The sequence below is a fragment of the Chryseobacterium antibioticum genome (assembly GCF_012927325.1).
GTDB classification, from domain to species: Bacteria; Bacteroidota; Bacteroidia; order Flavobacteriales; family Weeksellaceae; genus Chryseobacterium; species Chryseobacterium antibioticum.
The window spans coordinates 1-18,011 of sequence record NZ_JABBGI010000013.1 but is presented as its reverse complement, the minus strand read 5'-3'; the positions used below and the strand labels follow the sequence as shown (position 1 = coordinate 18,011).

20 protein-coding genes are annotated in these 18,011 nt (G+C 37.7%); 9 read left to right on the top strand and 11 right to left on the bottom strand.

Going from position 1 to position 18,011, the window contains the following annotated elements; genetic code table 11:
- Positions 1–43: 43 nt before the first annotated feature.
- Positions 44–619, bottom strand: coding sequence for a Crp/Fnr family transcriptional regulator (locus HHL23_RS11300; RefSeq protein ID WP_169234915.1), 576 nt, complete (start codon positions 617–619; stop codon positions 44–46).
- Between the two features lie 132 nt (positions 620–751).
- Between HHL23_RS11300 and HHL23_RS11295 the strand changes: the two genes are divergently transcribed.
- Complete coding sequence (locus tag HHL23_RS11295) at positions 752–3,124, top strand: outer membrane beta-barrel family protein (protein ID WP_169234914.1); 2,373 nt, start codon at positions 752–754, stop codon at positions 3,122–3,124.
- 64 nt (positions 3,125–3,188) lie between these two features.
- Here HHL23_RS11295 and HHL23_RS11290 read toward each other — a convergent pair whose 3' ends face one another.
- Entirely contained in the window at positions 3,189–3,581 is a 393-nt protein-coding gene (locus HHL23_RS11290) for a hypothetical protein (protein WP_169234913.1), read from the bottom strand.
- Entirely contained in the window at positions 3,581–3,715 is a 135-nt protein-coding gene (locus tag HHL23_RS22745; protein ID WP_259828881.1) for a hypothetical protein, read from the bottom strand. The genes HHL23_RS11290 and HHL23_RS22745 overlap by 1 nt, the downstream gene beginning before the upstream one ends.
- Positions 3,716–3,803: 88 nt before the next feature.
- Between HHL23_RS22745 and HHL23_RS11285 the strand changes: the two genes are divergently transcribed.
- The 7 genes from HHL23_RS11285 (at position 3,804) to HHL23_RS11255 (ending at position 9,109) form a co-directional block, all read left to right on the top strand.
- The gene (locus tag HHL23_RS11285) at positions 3,804–4,430 is read left to right on the top strand and encodes a TetR/AcrR family transcriptional regulator (protein WP_169234912.1); all 627 of its coding nucleotides are present in this window, start codon (positions 3,804–3,806) and stop codon (positions 4,428–4,430) included.
- Complete coding sequence (locus tag HHL23_RS11280) at positions 4,427–4,894, top strand: GNAT family N-acetyltransferase (RefSeq protein ID WP_169234911.1); 468 nt, start codon at positions 4,427–4,429, stop codon at positions 4,892–4,894. Before HHL23_RS11285 ends, HHL23_RS11280 begins: the two co-directional genes overlap by 4 nt.
- A gap of 10 nt (positions 4,895–4,904) precedes the next feature.
- Entirely contained in the window at positions 4,905–5,726 is an 822-nt protein-coding gene (locus HHL23_RS11275) for a helix-turn-helix domain-containing protein (protein WP_169234910.1), read from the top strand.
- Between the two features lie 75 nt (positions 5,727–5,801).
- Positions 5,802–6,392: an NAD(P)H-dependent oxidoreductase gene (locus HHL23_RS11270; protein ID WP_169234909.1), complete on the top strand. Its 591-nt coding sequence runs from the start codon at positions 5,802–5,804 to the stop codon at positions 6,390–6,392.
- A 494-nt stretch (positions 6,393–6,886) separates the two neighbouring features.
- Positions 6,887–8,086: a tyrosine--tRNA ligase gene (gene tyrS / locus HHL23_RS11265; protein WP_169234908.1), complete on the top strand. Its 1,200-nt coding sequence runs from the start codon at positions 6,887–6,889 to the stop codon at positions 8,084–8,086.
- 55 nt (positions 8,087–8,141) lie between these two features.
- Entirely contained in the window at positions 8,142–8,663 is a 522-nt protein-coding gene (locus tag HHL23_RS11260) for a 3'-5' exoribonuclease domain-containing protein (protein WP_169234907.1), read from the top strand.
- A 5-nt stretch (positions 8,664–8,668) separates the two neighbouring features.
- Positions 8,669–9,109, top strand: a complete 441-nt coding sequence (locus HHL23_RS11255; RefSeq protein ID WP_169234906.1) for a GNAT family N-acetyltransferase — start codon at positions 8,669–8,671, stop codon at positions 9,107–9,109.
- Between the two features lie 359 nt (positions 9,110–9,468).
- On the opposite strand, the gene HHL23_RS11250 is transcribed toward HHL23_RS11255, so the two are convergent.
- The 8 genes from HHL23_RS11250 to panD all read right to left on the bottom strand — a co-directional run bounded on the left by HHL23_RS11250 (position 9,469) and on the right by panD (position 17,001).
- On the bottom strand, positions 9,469–10,983 hold the full coding sequence (locus HHL23_RS11250) for a helix-hairpin-helix domain-containing protein (protein ID WP_169234905.1): 1,515 nt from the start codon (positions 10,981–10,983) through the stop codon (positions 9,469–9,471).
- Between the two features lie 3 nt (positions 10,984–10,986).
- Positions 10,987–12,237 carry a PP2C family serine/threonine-protein phosphatase gene (locus tag HHL23_RS11245; RefSeq protein ID WP_169234904.1) on the bottom strand — a complete coding sequence of 417 codons (1,251 nt, stop codon included), beginning with the start codon at positions 12,235–12,237 and terminating at the stop codon, positions 10,987–10,989.
- 15 nt (positions 12,238–12,252) lie between these two features.
- Positions 12,253–13,296 carry a TerY-C metal binding domain-containing protein gene (locus HHL23_RS11240; RefSeq protein WP_169234903.1) on the bottom strand — a complete coding sequence of 348 codons (1,044 nt, stop codon included), beginning with the start codon at positions 13,294–13,296 and terminating at the stop codon, positions 12,253–12,255.
- A gap of 24 nt (positions 13,297–13,320) precedes the next feature.
- Positions 13,321–13,959, bottom strand: a complete 639-nt coding sequence (locus HHL23_RS11235; RefSeq protein ID WP_169234902.1) for a vWA domain-containing protein — start codon at positions 13,957–13,959, stop codon at positions 13,321–13,323.
- 82 nt (positions 13,960–14,041) lie between these two features.
- On the bottom strand, positions 14,042–14,713 hold the full coding sequence (locus tag HHL23_RS11230; RefSeq protein WP_169234901.1) for a TerD family protein: 672 nt from the start codon (positions 14,711–14,713) through the stop codon (positions 14,042–14,044).
- A 30-nt stretch (positions 14,714–14,743) separates the two neighbouring features.
- On the bottom strand, positions 14,744–15,319 hold the full coding sequence (locus tag HHL23_RS11225; protein WP_169234900.1) for a TerD family protein: 576 nt from the start codon (positions 15,317–15,319) through the stop codon (positions 14,744–14,746).
- Positions 15,320–15,627: 308 nt separating this feature from the next.
- A complete protein-coding gene (locus HHL23_RS11220; RefSeq protein ID WP_169234899.1) occupies positions 15,628–16,647 on the bottom strand; it encodes a lysylphosphatidylglycerol synthase transmembrane domain-containing protein in 1,020 nt (339 codons plus the stop codon).
- 3 nt (positions 16,648–16,650) lie between these two features.
- Positions 16,651–17,001, bottom strand: coding sequence for an aspartate 1-decarboxylase (gene panD / locus HHL23_RS11215; RefSeq protein ID WP_034709952.1), 351 nt, complete (start codon positions 16,999–17,001; stop codon positions 16,651–16,653).
- A gap of 398 nt (positions 17,002–17,399) precedes the next feature.
- On the opposite strand from panD, the gene HHL23_RS11210 reads away from it, so the two are divergent.
- Positions 17,400–17,690: an HU family DNA-binding protein gene (locus HHL23_RS11210; RefSeq protein ID WP_034706527.1), complete on the top strand. Its 291-nt coding sequence runs from the start codon at positions 17,400–17,402 to the stop codon at positions 17,688–17,690.
- The last annotated feature ends 321 nt before the right edge of the window (positions 17,691–18,011 follow it).

The following is an 18,011-nucleotide window of genomic DNA, read 5'->3' as shown; positions in this document are numbered from 1 at the left end:
CGGCAAAGTTCATCTTCCCGGATCGGGAACCACTTGACTTTTGTTAGTTAATGATCTTTTTCCGGATTCTGCTGAGGCTTTCCGGTTTCATGCCTAGAAAAGAGGCGATATACTGAATGGGTACATTCTGAATGATTTCCGGATAATTCTCTATGAGCTTTAAGTAACGCTGTTCTGCATTTAATACAGACAGTTCTTTGGAACGGTTTTCATGGTAAGCAATGGACTGCTGAAATACGGAGATGCTAAAATCCTTCATACTCTGGCTGCTGTTGACCAATTGATCAAGGTTCTCTTTGGTGATCCTTAACAGCTCACAGTCGGTGATGCATTCTACATGATCTTCTGAACGAGTCTGGCTGATAAAATGGGTATAAGAGGTGAAAAATCCGGGAGGGCAATTGACATGGGTAGTGACCTCATTACCGTTCTCATCCATATAAAACAGCCTGAGATATCCGGATACAATATAATACAGATATCCAGGAATTTTTCCGGCTTTTTCCAGCAATGTATTTTTAGAATAACTGACTGGCTCAAAGTACTGTTTGATCGCTTCAATTTCATCAGAATTAAAATGAAAGTCAGAACCTATGTACTGTAAAAGCTTGTCGTGCATGATGGAATATTTTTCGGATAACTTACAAAAATAATCAAAAGAAAACCGGATGCGAGGCCAATCACTTTAAATATTTTTCACTTTTCATGTAATGTCGCCGCTTGATGAACTGTTATGTATAAAAAGCCAACCATGAATCGAAAGATTATTCTTCTTTTAAGTCTTGTCTCATCCTCTTATTTTTTTGCCCAAAGCATTGAAGGTACTGTGACCGACCTGCAAAACAAACCGGCACCGGAAACCGAAGTACTGATCACTAAAGCAAATACAAAATTTTCTGCAATCACAGATGAGAACGGAATGTTTAAAATTCCCTTAAAAGAAGACGGAAACTATATCCTTGAACTCATAAAAGACGGTGTAAAAACCAACAGCGAAACAATTACCGTAAAAGGAAACTCAAAAAAAGATATTCAGCTTAAAGAAGCACCTGTAGAGAAAAAAATTGAAGGGGTGACTCTGACTGCAAAGAAAAAACTGTTTGAAAGAAAGGTAGACCGGCTGGTTTTCAATGTGGAAAATTCTGTCGCCTCACAGGGAATTGATGCGGTAGAAGCCCTTGCCAAAACACCGATGGTACGGGCCACAGATGATGCCATCAGCATTGCCGGGAAAAGTAATGTTGCCGTGATGATCAATGACCGATTGCTAAATCTGAATGGACAGGAGCTTATCAATTATCTTAAAACCATCCGGTCCGATGATATTCTTAAGATTGAAGTGATTACCACACCGCCTTCAAAATATGAAGCGGAAGGAAAAAGTGGATTGATTAATATTATCCTTAAGAAAAATGCTAATCTGGGCTGGAACGGCTCGCTTCAGACTTCAGGAAGTTATTATGGAGGAAGGCCAACAACATCAACACGGAGCGGTGCTACTTTTAATTATCAAGGGGATAAATTGTCGGTTACCGGAAACCTGTCTATTGGAGACAATTATTGGGAAAACCGTTCTTATAATTATCTTACCGGAACTACGGATAACAATTACTGGAAAACCAACAGTACCAGCAGCAACAATTACCGCTATAAAGGGGGTGGTTTGAAGGGAGAATATAAGATCAATGATAAAAATCTGGTAGGAATCAATTACAACTATTCGTTCAGTAATCCATTGGAGAAGGGTGAAAGCAAAGCCAATATTTTTGATAAGGAAGGTTATCTCGATGTATTCTCAAATTACAGCAACAAAAACCGCAGAAATGTTCACAATGCGACTGCCTTTTATGATGTTAAACTGGATTCGTTGGGAAGTAAGCTAAGCGTAACAGCGAATATGATGCTCAATAATTCCAATGCGAGAAATTTTTATAATACCATTACTTCTGATCAGGTTTCCACTTTCGCGAACCCGGTCAGTAAATACAGAATTTATTCCGGTCAGGCAGATTTGGAGAAAACTTTTGGAAAGGTAAAAACGGAAGCCGGGTTGAAGTATACAAAAATCAAAAATGACTCTGAATTTAATTTTTTCAATATTGAAGACGAGCAGTATATTCTTAACACCAAAAGGACCAATACTTTCTTTTATAATGAACAGAATTATGCGGCCTACGCATCGGCCAGCTTTAAAATCAATGACAAACTGGATGCAAAAGCCGGGCTTCGTTATGAATATACAACTCTGGAAGGAATTTCCATGAATGATGATTCTTCAGCTAAAATTAAATATGGAAAACTGTTCCCGACCGCTTACATCAGCTATAAACCAAATGAAAATCACGCGTTCTCACTTAACTATTCAAGGAGAATTTCACGTCCTTATTTTGGAAACCTGAATCCCTTTAAATTCTATGTTTCCGAATTTGAATACAGTACAGGGAACCCTTATCTCTTGCCTTCGTTCTCAGATAATTTTGAGTTCGGATATGTTTTAAATAACAATTTTAATGTCACGCTGTACTATAACTACAATAAAGATAACTGGGACAGAATCCAGGTAGTGGAAGGCAAATCAAAATACAGCATCGTTAAAAACTTCTACAATCAGGACCAGGCTGGAATCAATATCAGCTACAATTACAACAAACTGAAATGGATGGAGTCTAATATTTTCGTGAATGGATACTATGCCAAGACAAAATCTTACGATCCTACTGCCATAGCTGCTCCTGAAGGATATAGCGCCAACTTTAATGTAGATAATAATTTCTTTCTGAATAAAAGCAAGACGCTTACTTTAATGCTCGGACTTTGGAGCAATCTTCCGAACAGGGACGGAAATACGTATTATTACGCTAATGCTTCGGTTTATACAGGAATGAAACTAAACCTGATGGACAAAAAGCTGTTGATCAACCTGTATGTCAATGACCTTCTGAATACCAATCGTAACAAAGGGATAGAATATTACCCTAATTATGATGTAGAATATTTTAATAAAGGAATCACCCGAAATATTTATCTTTCTGTAACGTATAAATTTGGGAACAATAATGTGAAAGGAGCAACGAAAGAAATGAAGTTCGAGGAATCCAGCAGAGCAGGCGGAGGAAGTAATTAAAATTTTTATTTCAGTAGAAGATCACTTTGATCATGAAATATCAACCGGTAGAATTCTGATTTGTTCAGGATTTCTGCCGGTTTCCTGTTTTAAAATAGAATTTGGCGGGCCGAAAACTCTTTAGTTTCATTAAATAATAGGTCATACCTCCTGTCAAATAAGCCACAATATCCAGAATATCTCCTGTAAATCTTTCTGAAACCATAGGACAGACCACTTCAAAAAGAATAGACAAATATAGTACAGAGGTTAAAATAAATTTAAAATCAGGCTGCCAGTGATATCCCAATACCTCATTCATCAGATATTTTATCAGGTAAGCGTACATCGGAACAGTGATGAGATCTGTAAAATGATTGTTGATCACCGGAATAAGAATCCCTTTTTCCCTCAGAAAAACAACCAATATCCAGCCTGCAAGTCCCAACAAAAACCAATATGAAATTGTATTTTTCATCACATGTGAAGTATAGCCATAATCAATCCGATGATAATCTGCAGTATTTTCACTAAGGCCTCCTGCACATCTTTTCCTTTTGGGGAATCTCTGCTTTCGGTGGTTTCGTAATTGAACATTTTTTTCCCTTCCATCCTGATCGATTTTCTGATGCAAATATACTAAAATTAGAACAAATGCTCTAATTTTGAAATATAAATTAAACTCTCTTATATTTGATGCATGAAAACGAAGGATAAAATATTATCAAAAGCATTAGAGTTATTTAATGAAAAAGGCTATAATAATATCACAACAAGACATATTGCAGCCGATCTGAATATCAGTGCGGGAAATTTGCATTATCATTTTAAATATTCGGAAGATATTATTAAGATCCTTTTTTCTGAACTGATCCTTAAAATGGATGTTTTACTGAATGATCTACAGAAAATAGAAAACAAAACACTGGAAGATCTGTATCATTTTACTTTTTCAACGTATGATGTTTTTTATTCTTTCCGTTTTATTTTTATGAACTTTTTTGATATTTTAAAAAACATCCCGGCCATAGAATCCCAGTATGAATCCATCAACATTACGAGAAAGGATGAATTTCAGGTTATTTTCAAAGGTTTTCAGAAAAATAACATTTTCAGAAATAACATTCCTGATTTTATACTGAGAAGCCTTACCACACAGATTTTCATCATCGCAGACAACTGGATCATTCACAACAGTCTTGCTTTCAAGATGAATAAAGAGGAAGCGGTAAAGCATTATGCACTTATTCAGATGAATCTGTTTTATCCTTTACTTACTGAGGAGCAGCAGAAACTTTATATAGAAAAATACATCAGCGAGTCATGATCATCAGAAAAGGAAATATTAGTGACCTGTCGGAAATGCGCAGACTTTTTACAGATACCATTACTTCGGTATGTAAAAACGACTACAACAGCGAGCAGATCGAAGCCTGGAGATCGGGAACGGAAAATGAAGAAAGATGGATGCAGGTGATGAACAGTCAGTTTGTAATCGTAGCCAAAATCAATGGGCAAATGGCAGGATTTTGTACCCTTGAACGAGGGAATTATATTGATCTTCTTTTCGTTCACAAAGATTTTCAGCATCAGGGAATTGCCCGGAAAATGTATACCTTTATAGAACAGGAAGTCACTATTCGGAAAGAAAAAACATTGGCTGCTGCTGTAAGCAAAACAGCAAGACCTTTCTTTGAAAAAATGGGGTTTCGGATGATCACAGAGCAAACGGTGAATGTAAAAGGAATTGATCTTACCAACTATAAAATGGAGAAAGACCTGAACTCATAGAATCCAAAAAATGCAGGAACCACAGCCAGAATATCACCAGCTTAAAATATCAGTTCCCAAAGAATTTGAAACCGTGTTCACGCATTTTTATTTCGCAGAAAATAGTTCTCCCAATCCTGTTACCAAGACACTGCTTCCCTCCTACCAAACGATTATGCTCTTCTGCTTTGGAGCTAATGCTTTTATGACGACTCAGGAAAACACTACTGTTGAGGTGAATCAATGTGTTGTTTTAGGACCTGTTCGTCAGGTATTTGACTATACATTACCTCCGGGAAGCTCTATTCTGGTCGCCAATTTTAAGGACGATGCTTTTTACCGCTTCTTTGGAAAAGCTATGATTTCCAATAAAGGAACACATCCGGACGAACTTTTGAAGGACAATTGTTTTACGGATCTTTGGCATCAGATCTCAAAATTCTCTTCTCCTGAGGAAAAAACCACCCACATTCTTAAATTTTGTATGCCTTATCTTCAGGATCAGGACGAAACAAGCCGGTTGCTGAGCAATTTTGAAAACATCAGCCTGAATCCTGTAAAAACCATCGCAGAGCAAACTCATCAGAGTGAAAGAAACATCCAGCTAAAGCAGAAAGAACAGTTCGGGTATTCTTATAAAGAGCTTGCCCGTTACAGCCGTTTTCTCAAAGCAATTGGCATGATTGAAAAAGAACTGGAAAACCGGAAAAAGATCGAATGGTTCAGCATTATAGATGAATGTGGCTACTACGATCAAAGCCAGCTTATTCATGACTTCAAACATTTCATCAGTATTTCCCCATCTCAGTATATAAAGTTTCAGAAGGATATCTGTCGTTCAGGATCGGAATAATTCCTTTTCGTTTTCTTACAATTTTTGCTTTGCCCGCTGCTCTACTTTTGTCTCATTAATTTAAACAATAAAACGATGAGACATTTAATCATTTACGCCCATCCCAATGAAAACAGCCTGAATAACCATCTACTTCAAACCGTTATTGAAAGTCTGGAAAAAGAAAATCACGAAATAGAAATAAGAGACCTTAACAAAATAGGCTTTGATCCGGTTTTTTCACTGGAAGATATCCAGGGACAGTTGGCAGGACAGCTTTCGGATGATGTAAAAACGGAGCAGGAATATATTTCCCGGGCGGAGCAGATCACCTTTATCTACCCGATCTGGTGGACCGGAATGCCCGCTATCATGAAAGGCTATATCGACCGCGTTTTCAGCTACGGCTTTGCTTACCGTTATGACCAAGGGGTGCAAAAAGGCCTTTTGAAAGGTAAAAAAGCAGTCATTATCAATACCCACGGAAAATCTCATGAGGAATATGAACGTATGGGAATGGATAAAGCACTTACCCTTACTTCGGATAACGGAATTTTTATCTACAGCGGTTTTGAAATCATTCAGCATTTCTTTTTTGACAAAGCTGATAAAGCTTCTCTTGAGGAGGTGGAAATATGGAAAGAACAGATCAGAAACACCTATTCACTACCCGTTTTTAACCTTTAAACTGATAAATAATGGAAAAGACATTAACAAAGCAGACAGTCAGTCCTCTATTATTCAGGACTTATAAGCTGACAAAAAAATCATCAAATACAGTTTATTTATAACGATTCTTTATTTTGCTTATAAGGAATTTATGGCATGGAATTAGCTTCAAGAGCGATAAGTAAAATTGTTTTGAAACCTTTATTTTAAACCATTAGGATTCATAAACTGTTAAAGAACAGTAAGTTTTTTATAAATCTTAACTGATATGGAACTTTACAGCGGAACTTAATGGTTTAAATATTGGATTACCATCAAAAAGCTTTTATATTTACATTATCAATGAAACATTTAAACAGCATATTGCGTCTTCCTTTTTTCAGTGAGTATTACTACCCGGCCAAACGTTCGGGAAGACTTTCTATATCTGTAATTTAATAAGAATAATCTAATATCAATATAGAGCCCGGACAGCATTGTCCGGGCTTTTTTTGTTTTAAAACCAAATAATTATGATCAATACATTACAAGAAAACACAGCCATCATTCTTCCGGAAAACGGTCTGGAACAAAAACTCAAACAGGCGGAACTGGAAAACAGAAAATTAAAGATCAAACTGGGATTTGATCCTACTGCTCCGGATCTGCATCTGGGTCATGCTGTCGTGCTTAAAAAGTTGAAACAATTTCAGGATCTGGGGCATCAGATTGTCATTGTCGTAGGAAGTTTTACGGCAAGAATCGGTGATCCTACGGGAAAAAATAAGGCCAGAAAACCTTTGAGTGTTGAGGATGTCAATCACAATGCACAAACTTACATCAATCAGCTTTCTAAGATCATTGATGTGGAAAAAACGAAAATTGTTTTTAATTCTGACTGGCTGGATGCACTCAGTTTTTCAGAAGTCATCCAGTTACTGTCAAAAGTTACCGTAGCTCAGCTGATGCACAGGAATGACTTTAATAAAAGATTTACGGAAAACACGCCTATTGCGATGCATGAACTTGTATACCCTATCCTTCAGGGCTTTGATTCGGTACAGATTAAATGTGATATTGAGATGGGTGGAACGGATCAGCTTTTCAACTGTACCATGGGAAGACAGCTTCAGGAAGCTCATCAGATGCCAGCGCAGGTTGTAATGTGCATGCCTCTTTTGAAAGGTCTGGACGGTAAGGAAAAAATGAGTAAATCTTTGAACAATATTATCGGTCTGACGGATGAACCGAATGAAATGTTTGGAAAAACCATGTCGATTCCGGATAGCCTGATCGAGGAATTTATTGATCTAGCTTCTAACTTTACTTCTGAAGAAAAGTCAGATCTAAAATTAAAATTAGAACACGGAGAAAATCCGATGCATATCAAAAAGAGAGTCGCTAAAAATATCATTACGCAATACCACGATCAATCAGCGGCAGACCTTGCAGAAGAATTTTTCAGCGGTCAGTTTCAAAATAAAAACTTTGAAGAGAAAGTGTATGAACCTGTTTCTTTAGCCTCATTTCAACCTCACCAAAATAGAATGGCAGCAGTGGAATTGTGCAGCCGGCTTAAAAGTGACCTCAGCAAATCGGCCATCCGAAGAATGATCCAAAGCGGAGGCATTCAGATTAATGATATCAAGATAACGGATCCTGATCAGGAAATTGAGCTTTTAAAGGAGACTAAAATAAAAATCGGGAAACTAAGTTTTTTCGAACTTGTGTAAAATCGGGGGATTGGGTGCATAATTTTAATTATATTCGTCTGATTAAAGATGAAAGATGAGCTATTTTATGGTCGATATTGAATCGGATGGCCCGATTCCCGGAGATTTTTCGATGGTCTGCTTTGGAGCAGTCCTTGTGAATGATGCACTGGATACTACTTTCTACGGAAAACTGAAACCTATTTCAGAAAAATTCAATCCGGATGCTTTAGCGGTTTCCGGGTTCAGCAGGGAAGAAACCATGTGTTTTGATGATCCTAAAGAAGTCATGCTGGAATTTGAAGAATGGATCAAAGAAAATTCGAAAGGAAGGCCAATTTTCATCAGTGATAACAACGGTTTCGACTGGATGTTCATCTGCTGGTATTTTCATCATTTTACCGGAAAAAATCCGTTCGGCTATTCTTCAAGAAGGCTTTCTGATCTCTACTGCGGACTGGAAAAGGATACTTTCGCGCAGTGGAAGCATCTCCGTAAAACAGAACATACGCACCATCCTGTGGATGATGCCAAAGGAAATGCTGAAGTTCTGCTGCATATGAAAAATGAAATGGGACTAAAAATCGGATTAAAGTAAATACTATGAACACAGATCTTACCTACAGAAAAGCTTCAGAAAACGACATTGATTATCTTCTTGATCTCAGAACGAAAACCATGAATCCGCATTACACCGATTCTCATCTCCCAACAGACAGAGAAACAACGCTTCAGCGAATTCTTTATCAGTTCGACAAAGCGAATATTATCCTTTTAAATAATGAACCTGCCGGATTATTGAAAATCAACAAAGCTGATGATAAAACGGAAATTCTGCAACTGCAAATAGATCCCACCCAACAGGGCAAAGGACTCGGAAAAACGATTTTAAAAGACATTCTTGAAGAAGCATCTAAAGAAGGGAAAACAGTAGAATTAAGTGTCTTAAAAACCAATAAAGCTCAACATCTATATACCCGTTTAGGTTTTAAAACGGTGGGTGAAGATGAACATTCTTATTTTATGGAATTTCAAAGGGATTAAGGCTCCCGAAGCCCTTACCAATTCAAATTCTTCTCAACCACAAAAGTCACAAAAGCTTTACAATTAAGTTATTTTTTAAGCTTAACACTCTGCGTAGAAGAAGTACACTTAAGTTTTTAAAAAAATCTATAGATTTTTATATCATCATTCAAATCTGCTTTATCTGAGAAATCTGAGGGATTTAAATATACTATCACTGACGACAAAGATTACTTGGAACTGAAGCTCTTGAAGCCTCTACCAATTCAAATTCTTTTCAAACACAAAAGTCACAAAAGCTTTACAATTAAGTTATTTTTTAAGCCTAGCACTCTGCGTAGAAGAAGTACACTTAAGTTTTTTAAAATCTATAGGATTTTTTATGACTGATTCGCCAAAGTAACAAAGACCAGCCTTCCGCCTTCTTCAGCAGACAAAAGTATTTTCTTGCCATCCGTAAGCTCAACCATAGATCCGGGAGGAATCTCTTTCTGTTCCGTAACATCTTTCATGGAAGTCAGGCTCTGATTGACCAGCACCCACCTCCCTTCATGAAAAGTAAAATACCCTACAGGCATTTTATGCTGCATCGTAAGATTTTCGTTTCGGATCACCTTTCTGGAAACATGCCATTTGAATAAATACTGATTGTGATACACCATCAATCGGTGATTCTCAGGTTTCCAAACCTCATCATCGAATTTAAAGTACAGATCCAGAACCGGAAGTGTTCCCCGATGTGGAGTGCCGCAGAAAGGGCATTTCGGGTTACTGCTGTTGTCAAATACGTACCATTTTTCAGCACATTCCGGATTGTGACAGGGTTGAATCAGATCGGCGGTCTTCAGCAATGCGGTTTCCCATTCATTGGCTGTAGGACGCCTGATTGGATCGTGAAGTCCATCTATAAATGCTTTTCTAAAAAGTTCAGAAAGATAAGGACCCGCAGCGGTGTAAGGAATCTTTTGAGGATCGCCCCAGAAAGCATCCCATTTTCTCAGGTGATCGGCTTTTACATGATTGGAAGGATCCTGGGAATGTTCTATGAACAGAGCTTTTTCACCCATGGAAATTACCTCATCTTTTTCAGAATCCAGATCCCATATTTTACTCCCTCTCAAAGGATGTCTTCTGAAGAGGTACATATAAATCAGGACTGCCAATGCATGAAGATCCGTTTTCTGGTTAGGAAGGTGTCTTCCTGGATCCTGCATGCTAAGATGTTTCGTCTTTAAAACTTCGGGAGCAATAAAATCTGCAGTTCCAATCACTTCAGGAGGGAAGAGTTTCGGGACTACAAGACCGTCTATATCAATAATGCAGGCCGATTTCGTCACCGGATCTATCAGAATATTATTATAGGAAAGATCGGAGTGCGCCAGTCCCATCTGGTGAAGCTTCTTCACTCCCCGGCTGATATTAATGGTGATCTGAAAATAGCTCAGCCAATCTCCGAGTTCTGAATGATCCAATCTCAACGGATACTGCTGATTCCTGAACATGGGAGCAGTGAACCATTTCCCGACCTTATCCTGCCCCTGAATATTATCTGATCCTATATATCCTTTCGCAAAGAAGAATTTTTTATGGTAAATGGGAACCACAATTCCCGTCAGTTTATCCCTTTCTACAATATCATAGGGCCACCTGAATATCTCGTTCAGAAAATACTCTGATGAATTTCCGGACTGTATATTTCCAAGATAGGTGGATACAATCCTCATGATACGCTCTTTCTGCCCGGCATCCAAAGGATTCCGGTAAAAAGCGACCACATATTCCCTGTCAGGCGAAAAATAAACATCTTTCACTCCGCCCCGGATCGGGCTTTCATCTATATATTCATAAGATTTTGCAGTGTCCAGAACAGAAACAACTTTAACGGTCTTTTTCATGTTTTAATAGATTATGGCTAGTGTTCGGTCGTCATGATTTCCCCGGCTCCAGAAATCGGTCCATGTCAGAAGTTGTTGATCAATATCGGTATCGTTGATAAAGTCTACTTTTGTGCGGTCATCATTATTTCCGTCCAGATCGTTAAAAAATGCTTTCCAGCTGTCTGTATCTTCAAGCTTGCTTTCCGTCATGAATTTCGGATCATAAATACCATCCGTCATCAGTACGAGATAGGAAAAATCATTGACACAGGTCATTCCAAATCTTGAAACGATATCATCATTGAAGATCTCTTTCATGGTGATAAATCGGGTACCGCCTCCAAATTCACCCACATCCATTGTATTCAGAAGCTTTACTTCAGAAAAATCACGATTGATTACATTGATGGGACAGTCTCCTACTCCAAACGTAAGAATGACATAACCGAAATAAAACTTTTTCATTAGTCCAAAGATCAACGTTGTATGAAGATCTTTTATGGAAAAGGAATTTTCCGTAGCTGTTTTATCCAAAACATGATATACATGCAGGACTCCTTTATAAAGTGATCTTATGATATTCTCTCTGGCTTTGGACCTTATTTCTTCTGATGATTCAGAAGTATTGTAAACGATTTCAGTATTTTGTTCGATCTCAGTTAACATTTTACCAGAATTGAAAAAGCTGTTTATTGAAACAACAGCCAGTCTTGAACCTTCTCTTGCCATTACAGCAGACCCGGCACCATCAGCAACGGAAATAATGCTCCAGCCTCCGGGAAGTTCATTCACCGCAAAATCATCATCCCTGAATTTTCCTTCATGAGCATGGGAACGACCTCGTTTGGATACAACCGTAATTTTTTTATCCGAAAATTTTCCCTGATAAGATATTTCATCGGGTTTATCGTAAATATCGTTGGTATCGGAAGGAATATTTTTCCAAAGGTCTTTGGGATCGGCATTAACGAACAGATGCACTTTTTTAATCTCCGTGCTATTTTGGTCATGGGTATGGTAAAATTCAATATCAAGGTCATGAACGCTGCTGGTGTATGGAATACCGGATATCCTGTTATTTTCAAATGTAAGTCCGGTCTCATGCAGATTCGCGATATTTTTGATCTTTATATTCGGAAAGTCATCCATCTCAAAACTGAATTCATAAAACTGTTTTGAACTGGCATTTTTAAGCACCAGATGGACTTCTTTAAATTCTTCTTTTTCCCTATAAATAGCCGCTTTTTCCATGTCTTTTGTTTGATCTCCCAAATAGGATTTTCTTTACTACCCTAGTGTTCTGTTAATATCAAATCCTTCGCTTGAAAACCCGTAATAATCCGAAGTTCCGCACCAGGGACACTTGTTGTACCCTTCCCCTTTCAAACAGTGAATTCCGCCGCACGAACAAGTTGCTAAAGCGATAGGATTCGCACAGTGAGGACAGGAAGTACCTCCCTGAAGTTCTTCTATGGATATTTTAAGGTTATTTTTCTGGGAAGATGAAAGTCTGAAATAGGCTTTTTCATCAATTTTATACGCTCCATCCAGTCTGTAATATCTTGTGGACATTCCCGGTATCCCTGATTCCGCAAATGTTTTCTTGAATTTCATCAAATACAGCTTCTCGGTTTCAGAACATTTACCATTCAGAACTACAAAATTATTGTCAGGGAATTTTTGCTCTAGTTGGGGATCTACTTTTTCCAGAATAATGGAATCAATTTTCGAAAGATTAATTCCTTCTTTATTAGCTTCGGTAACACTCTGGCTGGTTGTTTTAATGGAATCTGTCACCCATTTGAAAAATTCTTTATAAGAATTTTCATCAGAGTTATTGAACAGCAAAACATTATCTGATAAAGTACCAAGTAACTTATAGTTTGTATTTTCACCGATAGATACAGCTATGGTATTGGTTTTCCCGTGGTACTTATTGTTCCATCTTTCGATAGCTTTTGTCGCATCATCGGTAGGAACCCCATCTGTAAAAAGAAAAACGATAGGTTTCCAGTCGCCTTTTCTTTCATAAGTGGTTTTCACAATATCTCTGTCTATACAGTCCATTACTTTAATAAGGCCTTGCGACAGTGACGTACCACTTCCGATAGGGATCTTCGGTGGATAAAAGCTAATGATATCCTGAAGCGGCGTAATGACTTCAGCCTCTCCTGCAAAACCTATAATCGAAATATAAACCGTTTCCAGTGAATAGGGGTCTTTCTTCAATTCTCTGATGATATTGGCGATACCTTCCTGTACCTGCTCAATAGGATCTCCAACCATAGATTCGGAGACATCGACTAAAAAATAAATGGGCAGTCTTCTCATGATGTTATAGTAAAGACAAGTGATTTAGATAATAATATTAAGCTCGGAAGGTGGCGGAGGCAGTGGTGTGCTTTCTCCGGTCCCCTGTGATTTCCCTCCCATGGTAATGGATGAACTTACCCATTTGAAAAATGAGGAAAGTGTTATGGAATCAGTAGTGTCCAATTTTACCACGTGGTCTGTAAGCTCCTTCAGAAACTGCTCATCTGCCTTCGGACCTGCCGCGCAGCCTACAATAGCTCCGAATTCCAGGTCTCTGATCACGGGGATCATCTGTCTGTATTTCTGGATATCAGAAGGTTTTCCATCGGTAAATATAAACAGCAGCGGTCTCCAGTCTTCTTTTTCGTCTGATGAACCCTTAACAAGTTCTTTCTTCACCAATTCCGAAACCATTTCCAATGCCGCACCGGTATGGGTAGGTCCACTGTCCGGACAAGTGATCTCCATCGGATAAAAACTGGCCAGATCGATCAGCGGAATGATATTTTTAACCTCGCGGTCAAAAGTGATTACACTCAAATGAAGGCTGTCCATGGCCTGTGGATCGGCACGGAGCATGCTTATCAACCCGTTAAATCCATTATTCAATGCCTGGATAGGTTCTCCATTCATAGAACCTGAAGTATCCAGTAAAAAGTATGCTAATAGTCTCCTGCTCATGGTAAGATGATATTAATTCTGAAGCCGGCAGGGAAGTTTTCAACTTCCGCTGCCGGCTTTTTAGTTTGATCAATAGTAAGGTTTAATTGCTGTATGCGTACTGCTTCAGAATTTCAATAAAATTATCTGTCTGATGAGGTTCACCAATAGCACGGAATTTCCAGTCGCCATTGTGCCGGTATGCTTCTGCAAAGACCATTGCACATTTCCCGTTCATACTCGCATCCCCTGAAAGGCTATATTTTGTAATTTCTTTACCTTTGGCATCTACCGCCCTGATAAAGGCATTTTCTATCATTCCGAAATGCTGGTTATTTTGTTTTCCCTGATAAATGGTCACCAGGAATAATATTTTCTGATAACTTTCATCCAACTGGTCGAGCTTAACGATGATCTGCTCATCATCTCCGTCTCCTGCGCCGGTTCTGTTATCTCCGGTCAGCCATATATTTCCGCTTGGATGCTGCATAGAATTAAAGAAAACTACGTCCCCCTGATAAAGTGCGATCTGCCTTCCTTCATTGGTCTGTACCGTTTTCCCAAGGTTGGCTACTTTCCCGTTTCCATCTAAAAGAAAAGCTACTGCATCAAGATCATATTCTGTTTCTTTACTGAAGAGTTTCCCAAAGAAACCGCCCTGTTTTCTGACATCCCATCCTAAACCGATCGTCACTTTTGAAAGATCGTAAACACTTTCTCCACGGTCATTTTTTCTTAAATCAATCGTTTGACCTTTCTGTAAATTAATTGCCATAGTTATAGTTTTGTGTATTTGAAAATATAATTATTTAATGATCTGCCCTTTATAGTATTTCTCTAGGAAGAATGCCAGGTCTGCTCTGTAGCCTATTCCTGAAGCTTCAAATTTCCAGCTTCCATTTTTTTTGTATAATCTGCCGAATTCTACTCCGGTTTCAATAGAGAAATCTTCGTCCAGTTCATACTTTGCGATCTCCTGGTTGGTGCTGTTATCCACAATTCTGATGTATGAATTTCTCACCTGTCCGAAGTTTTGTTTTCTTCTTTCAAAATCTTCGATGGTCACTACAAAAAGAATTTCTTCTGCTTTCGGATCTACTTTTTCAAGATCTACAATAATGGCCTCATCATCATCCCCATCACTGTTTTTACCACTCGGGTCGTCTCCTGTATGAGTCAGTGCACCGTCTGGAGACTGCAGGTTATTATAAAAAACAAAACATTCCTCATTGACTAATTTTCTGTCGGAATCAATCATGATGGCAGAAGCATCCAGATCGAAGTCAAAACCTGTTCCTTCATTTGGGTCCCAGCCCAGTCCTATCGTCATTTTTGTAAGTCCTATCTCGATCTTTTGCCCTTTCTGTAAATTAATTGCCATAGTGTTTTAGATTATTAATTATTTTTCGTTTAAGATAAATTTGATTTGTGAACTGACCAAATTTATTGATAAAAAAATGAATGGCATGCGGTAATGTTTAATTTTAATAGGGTTTTAACATAAAGATATCAGTTAAAAAAATCAGCATCCTGTCTTTATTTATTCTTTAATTTTCTCTGATATATGAAAAAGGAAACCTTATAGGTTTTAAAAACCTATAAGGTTGGTGGTGCTAAAATCAACATTAAAAAAGTCCAATTAAAAAATTGGACTGATATGAAGTGAAAAGGTATTGTTGAATTAATCTTTTATTTCTTGGTCGGAAACTGTTTTTCTCTTGCTTTCGCCAACATAGGAATGGAAATAAGCCCCATTACCAACATAATGGTAATCTGTAATGGAAGCGAGATGAATGAATACGTCAGCCCCATTTCACCTCCTAATTCGGCACTTTTCCCCATTGAAATAAAGAGTGCCATAAATCCGAACTTCATAGCCAGATTGAAAGCACCGATTCCACCACTGGCAGGAATGATCATTCCCAAAGTACCAACAACGATAATGAAAAAGCCGTCAGCAATAGTGAAATTGGAAGTTTCAGGAAGTGCAAAACATACGAGATAGGCTGCAAAGTAATAACAAACCCATATTCCTATAGTATAAAGAATAAATTTCCCTTTTTCTTTTAATTTAAATATGGATGCCAGTCCCTCGAAAATTCCGTCAATAAAATTCACGATCTTTCCTAGAAACGGAACGTTGGCCAATTTCTTCTTAAATACAAAGAATGCAACTGTCCCTACCGCCAGGACTGAAACAATAAGTAATATTTTATTAGGATTAATGTTAACGCCTGAGTTTTCATAAAAAGACAGAATTGCTTCATATTTAAAAAGCAGGGTCAGTCCCAAAAACCCAAGCATGCAGATAAGATCTACCACTCTTTCCAGAATGATCGTCCCGAAAGATTTATCTACCGGAACTTTCTCTACCCCGTACAAAGCAGTAGCTCTTGCCACTTCACCGCTTCTTGGAATGGTAAGATTCATCAGGTATCCAAAAGATATGGACCAGAGTGAGTTTGAATTAGAAATTTTATGTCCCATAGGTTCCAGCATCAGGTTCCAGCGTATCGCCCTGAACCAGTAAGCCAGAATCCCAAATACAGAAGCAAAAAGGACCCAGAGATAATTAGCTTTCGCCAATGATACCTTAATCACTTTAAAATCAAGTCCTTTTAACGCAAGCCATAAAAAAAAGCCTGCAAAAGCAAGCGATATTACTATTGTTAGTATTGATTTTAAAGGATTCTTTGATTGTTTCTCCATGGATTAGGTCAGAAGGTTTGTTTTTTCATCGGGGAAAACAATTTTCGGCTGGAAGACTTGCGCTTCTTCGGGCGTCATCTGCGCATAAGCGATAATGATAATGATATCATCTCTCTGTACTTTTCTTGCTGCAGGGCCATTCAGGCATACTTCTCCGGATTTTCTTTTTCCTTTGATCACATAGGTGTCAAAACGTTCTCCATTGTTGACATTGACGATATAGACCCTTTCTCCCACTACCAGACCGGCAGCTTCTATAAGATCTTCGTCGATCGTTATACTCCCAATATAATTAAGGTCTGAGGCCGTAACCCGTACCCTATGGATCTTTGACTTGAAAACTTCTATTAACATACTGCAAATTTATTAATAAAAATTAATAAAACGGACATTTGAAATCATTTTAAAACTCCCACATACCCAGCTATTTAATTTTATATTAGACAAGTTTTTAAGCTATTATTTATAAAATACGCAAACATATCCGTAAAAATATTAATAGTTTATACAAAATTCAGGATTTAATAAATACATGAAATAATATTAATTTTTTGCTAAAGTCAATACTCATAAGCATTTGGCATGATTTTAGTGAGCCGTAACGTAGATTTTACGTGAAAAGTCAAATTATCATATTTTAACTGTTTTCGTCAAAAAGCAAAAAAATTTTATAAGTTTTAATAAAATAATTGCACAATTAGAAAATAGTATTATATTTGCTATAATTACGAACTAACTTAATATTAAAAATTATGAACAAGTCTGAATTAATCGACGCAATCGCAAAAGATGCAGGAATCACTAAAGTTGCAGCTAAAGCTGCTTTAGAATCATTCATTGGTAATGTAACAACTACTCTAAAGAAAAAAGATGGAAAAGTTTCTTTAGTAGGATTCGGTACTTTCTCAGTAGCTGAGAGAGCTGCTAGACAAGGTATCAACCCTGCAACTAAAAAACCGATTAAAATTGCTGCTAAAAAAGTTGCTAAATTCAAAGCAGGAGCTGATTTATCTACTGCAGTTTCTGGTGCTAAGAAAAAATAATCATTCAGATTAAAAAAATTCAAAGGCCGTTTCTCAGGAAGCGGTCTTTTTTTATTTAGTAGGTTGTAACTGCTTCGGGGCCTCAACCACCCGGAGATAGCAGAAACAGTAGAAATGGCAAAATCGTTTACCTCCTTTTCTTTTATAATTTTTAAGTTTTGGCTAAAGCCTTTATCTGGCTTATAAATTGAAAGCGGGCTTTAGCCCAATGTCATTAAGATAGTAAAATATCACAAGCTATCCTTTTGATTTTTAGAGACTATGGGTTTAGCTCTTGCTCTATATTTACCTATATTTCTTTTGTTTGATCTCTGAGGTCTT

Coding starts and splice junctions, on each gene's coding strand:
- HHL23_RS11250 (WP_169234905.1), bottom strand. CDS start 10,983: ATGAAAAAGACCGTTAAAGTTGTTTCTGTTCTGGACACTGCAAAATCT.
- HHL23_RS11290 (WP_169234913.1), bottom strand. CDS start 3,581: ATGAAAAATACAATTTCATATTGGTTTTTGTTGGGACTTGCAGGCTGG.
- HHL23_RS11240 (WP_169234903.1), bottom strand. CDS start 13,296: ATGAGAAGACTGCCCATTTATTTTTTAGTCGATGTCTCCGAATCTATG.
- HHL23_RS11260 (WP_169234907.1), top strand. CDS start 8,142: ATGAGCTATTTTATGGTCGATATTGAATCGGATGGCCCGATTCCCGGA.
- HHL23_RS11295 (WP_169234914.1), top strand. CDS start 752: ATGAATCGAAAGATTATTCTTCTTTTAAGTCTTGTCTCATCCTCTTAT.
- panD (WP_034709952.1), bottom strand. CDS start 17,001: ATGTTAATAGAAGTTTTCAAGTCAAAGATCCATAGGGTACGGGTTACG.
- HHL23_RS11300 (WP_169234915.1), bottom strand. CDS start 619: ATGCACGACAAGCTTTTACAGTACATAGGTTCTGACTTTCATTTTAAT.
- HHL23_RS22745 (WP_259828881.1), bottom strand. CDS start 3,715: ATGGAAGGGAAAAAAATGTTCAATTACGAAACCACCGAAAGCAGAGAT.
- HHL23_RS11280 (WP_169234911.1), top strand. CDS start 4,427: ATGATCATCAGAAAAGGAAATATTAGTGACCTGTCGGAAATGCGCAGA.
- HHL23_RS11270 (WP_169234909.1), top strand. CDS start 5,802: ATGAGACATTTAATCATTTACGCCCATCCCAATGAAAACAGCCTGAAT.
- HHL23_RS11210 (WP_034706527.1), top strand. CDS start 17,400: ATGAACAAGTCTGAATTAATCGACGCAATCGCAAAAGATGCAGGAATC.
- HHL23_RS11225 (WP_169234900.1), bottom strand. CDS start 15,319: ATGGCAATTAATTTACAGAAAGGGCAAAAGATCGAGATAGGACTTACA.
- HHL23_RS11230 (WP_169234901.1), bottom strand. CDS start 14,713: ATGGCAATTAATTTACAGAAAGGTCAAACGATTGATTTAAGAAAAAAT.
- HHL23_RS11275 (WP_169234910.1), top strand. CDS start 4,905: ATGCAGGAACCACAGCCAGAATATCACCAGCTTAAAATATCAGTTCCC.
- HHL23_RS11235 (WP_169234902.1), bottom strand. CDS start 13,959: ATGAGCAGGAGACTATTAGCATACTTTTTACTGGATACTTCAGGTTCT.
- HHL23_RS11220 (WP_169234899.1), bottom strand. CDS start 16,647: ATGGAGAAACAATCAAAGAATCCTTTAAAATCAATACTAACAATAGTA.
- HHL23_RS11255 (WP_169234906.1), top strand. CDS start 8,669: ATGAACACAGATCTTACCTACAGAAAAGCTTCAGAAAACGACATTGAT.
- tyrS (WP_169234908.1), top strand. CDS start 6,887: ATGATCAATACATTACAAGAAAACACAGCCATCATTCTTCCGGAAAAC.
- HHL23_RS11285 (WP_169234912.1), top strand. CDS start 3,804: ATGAAAACGAAGGATAAAATATTATCAAAAGCATTAGAGTTATTTAAT.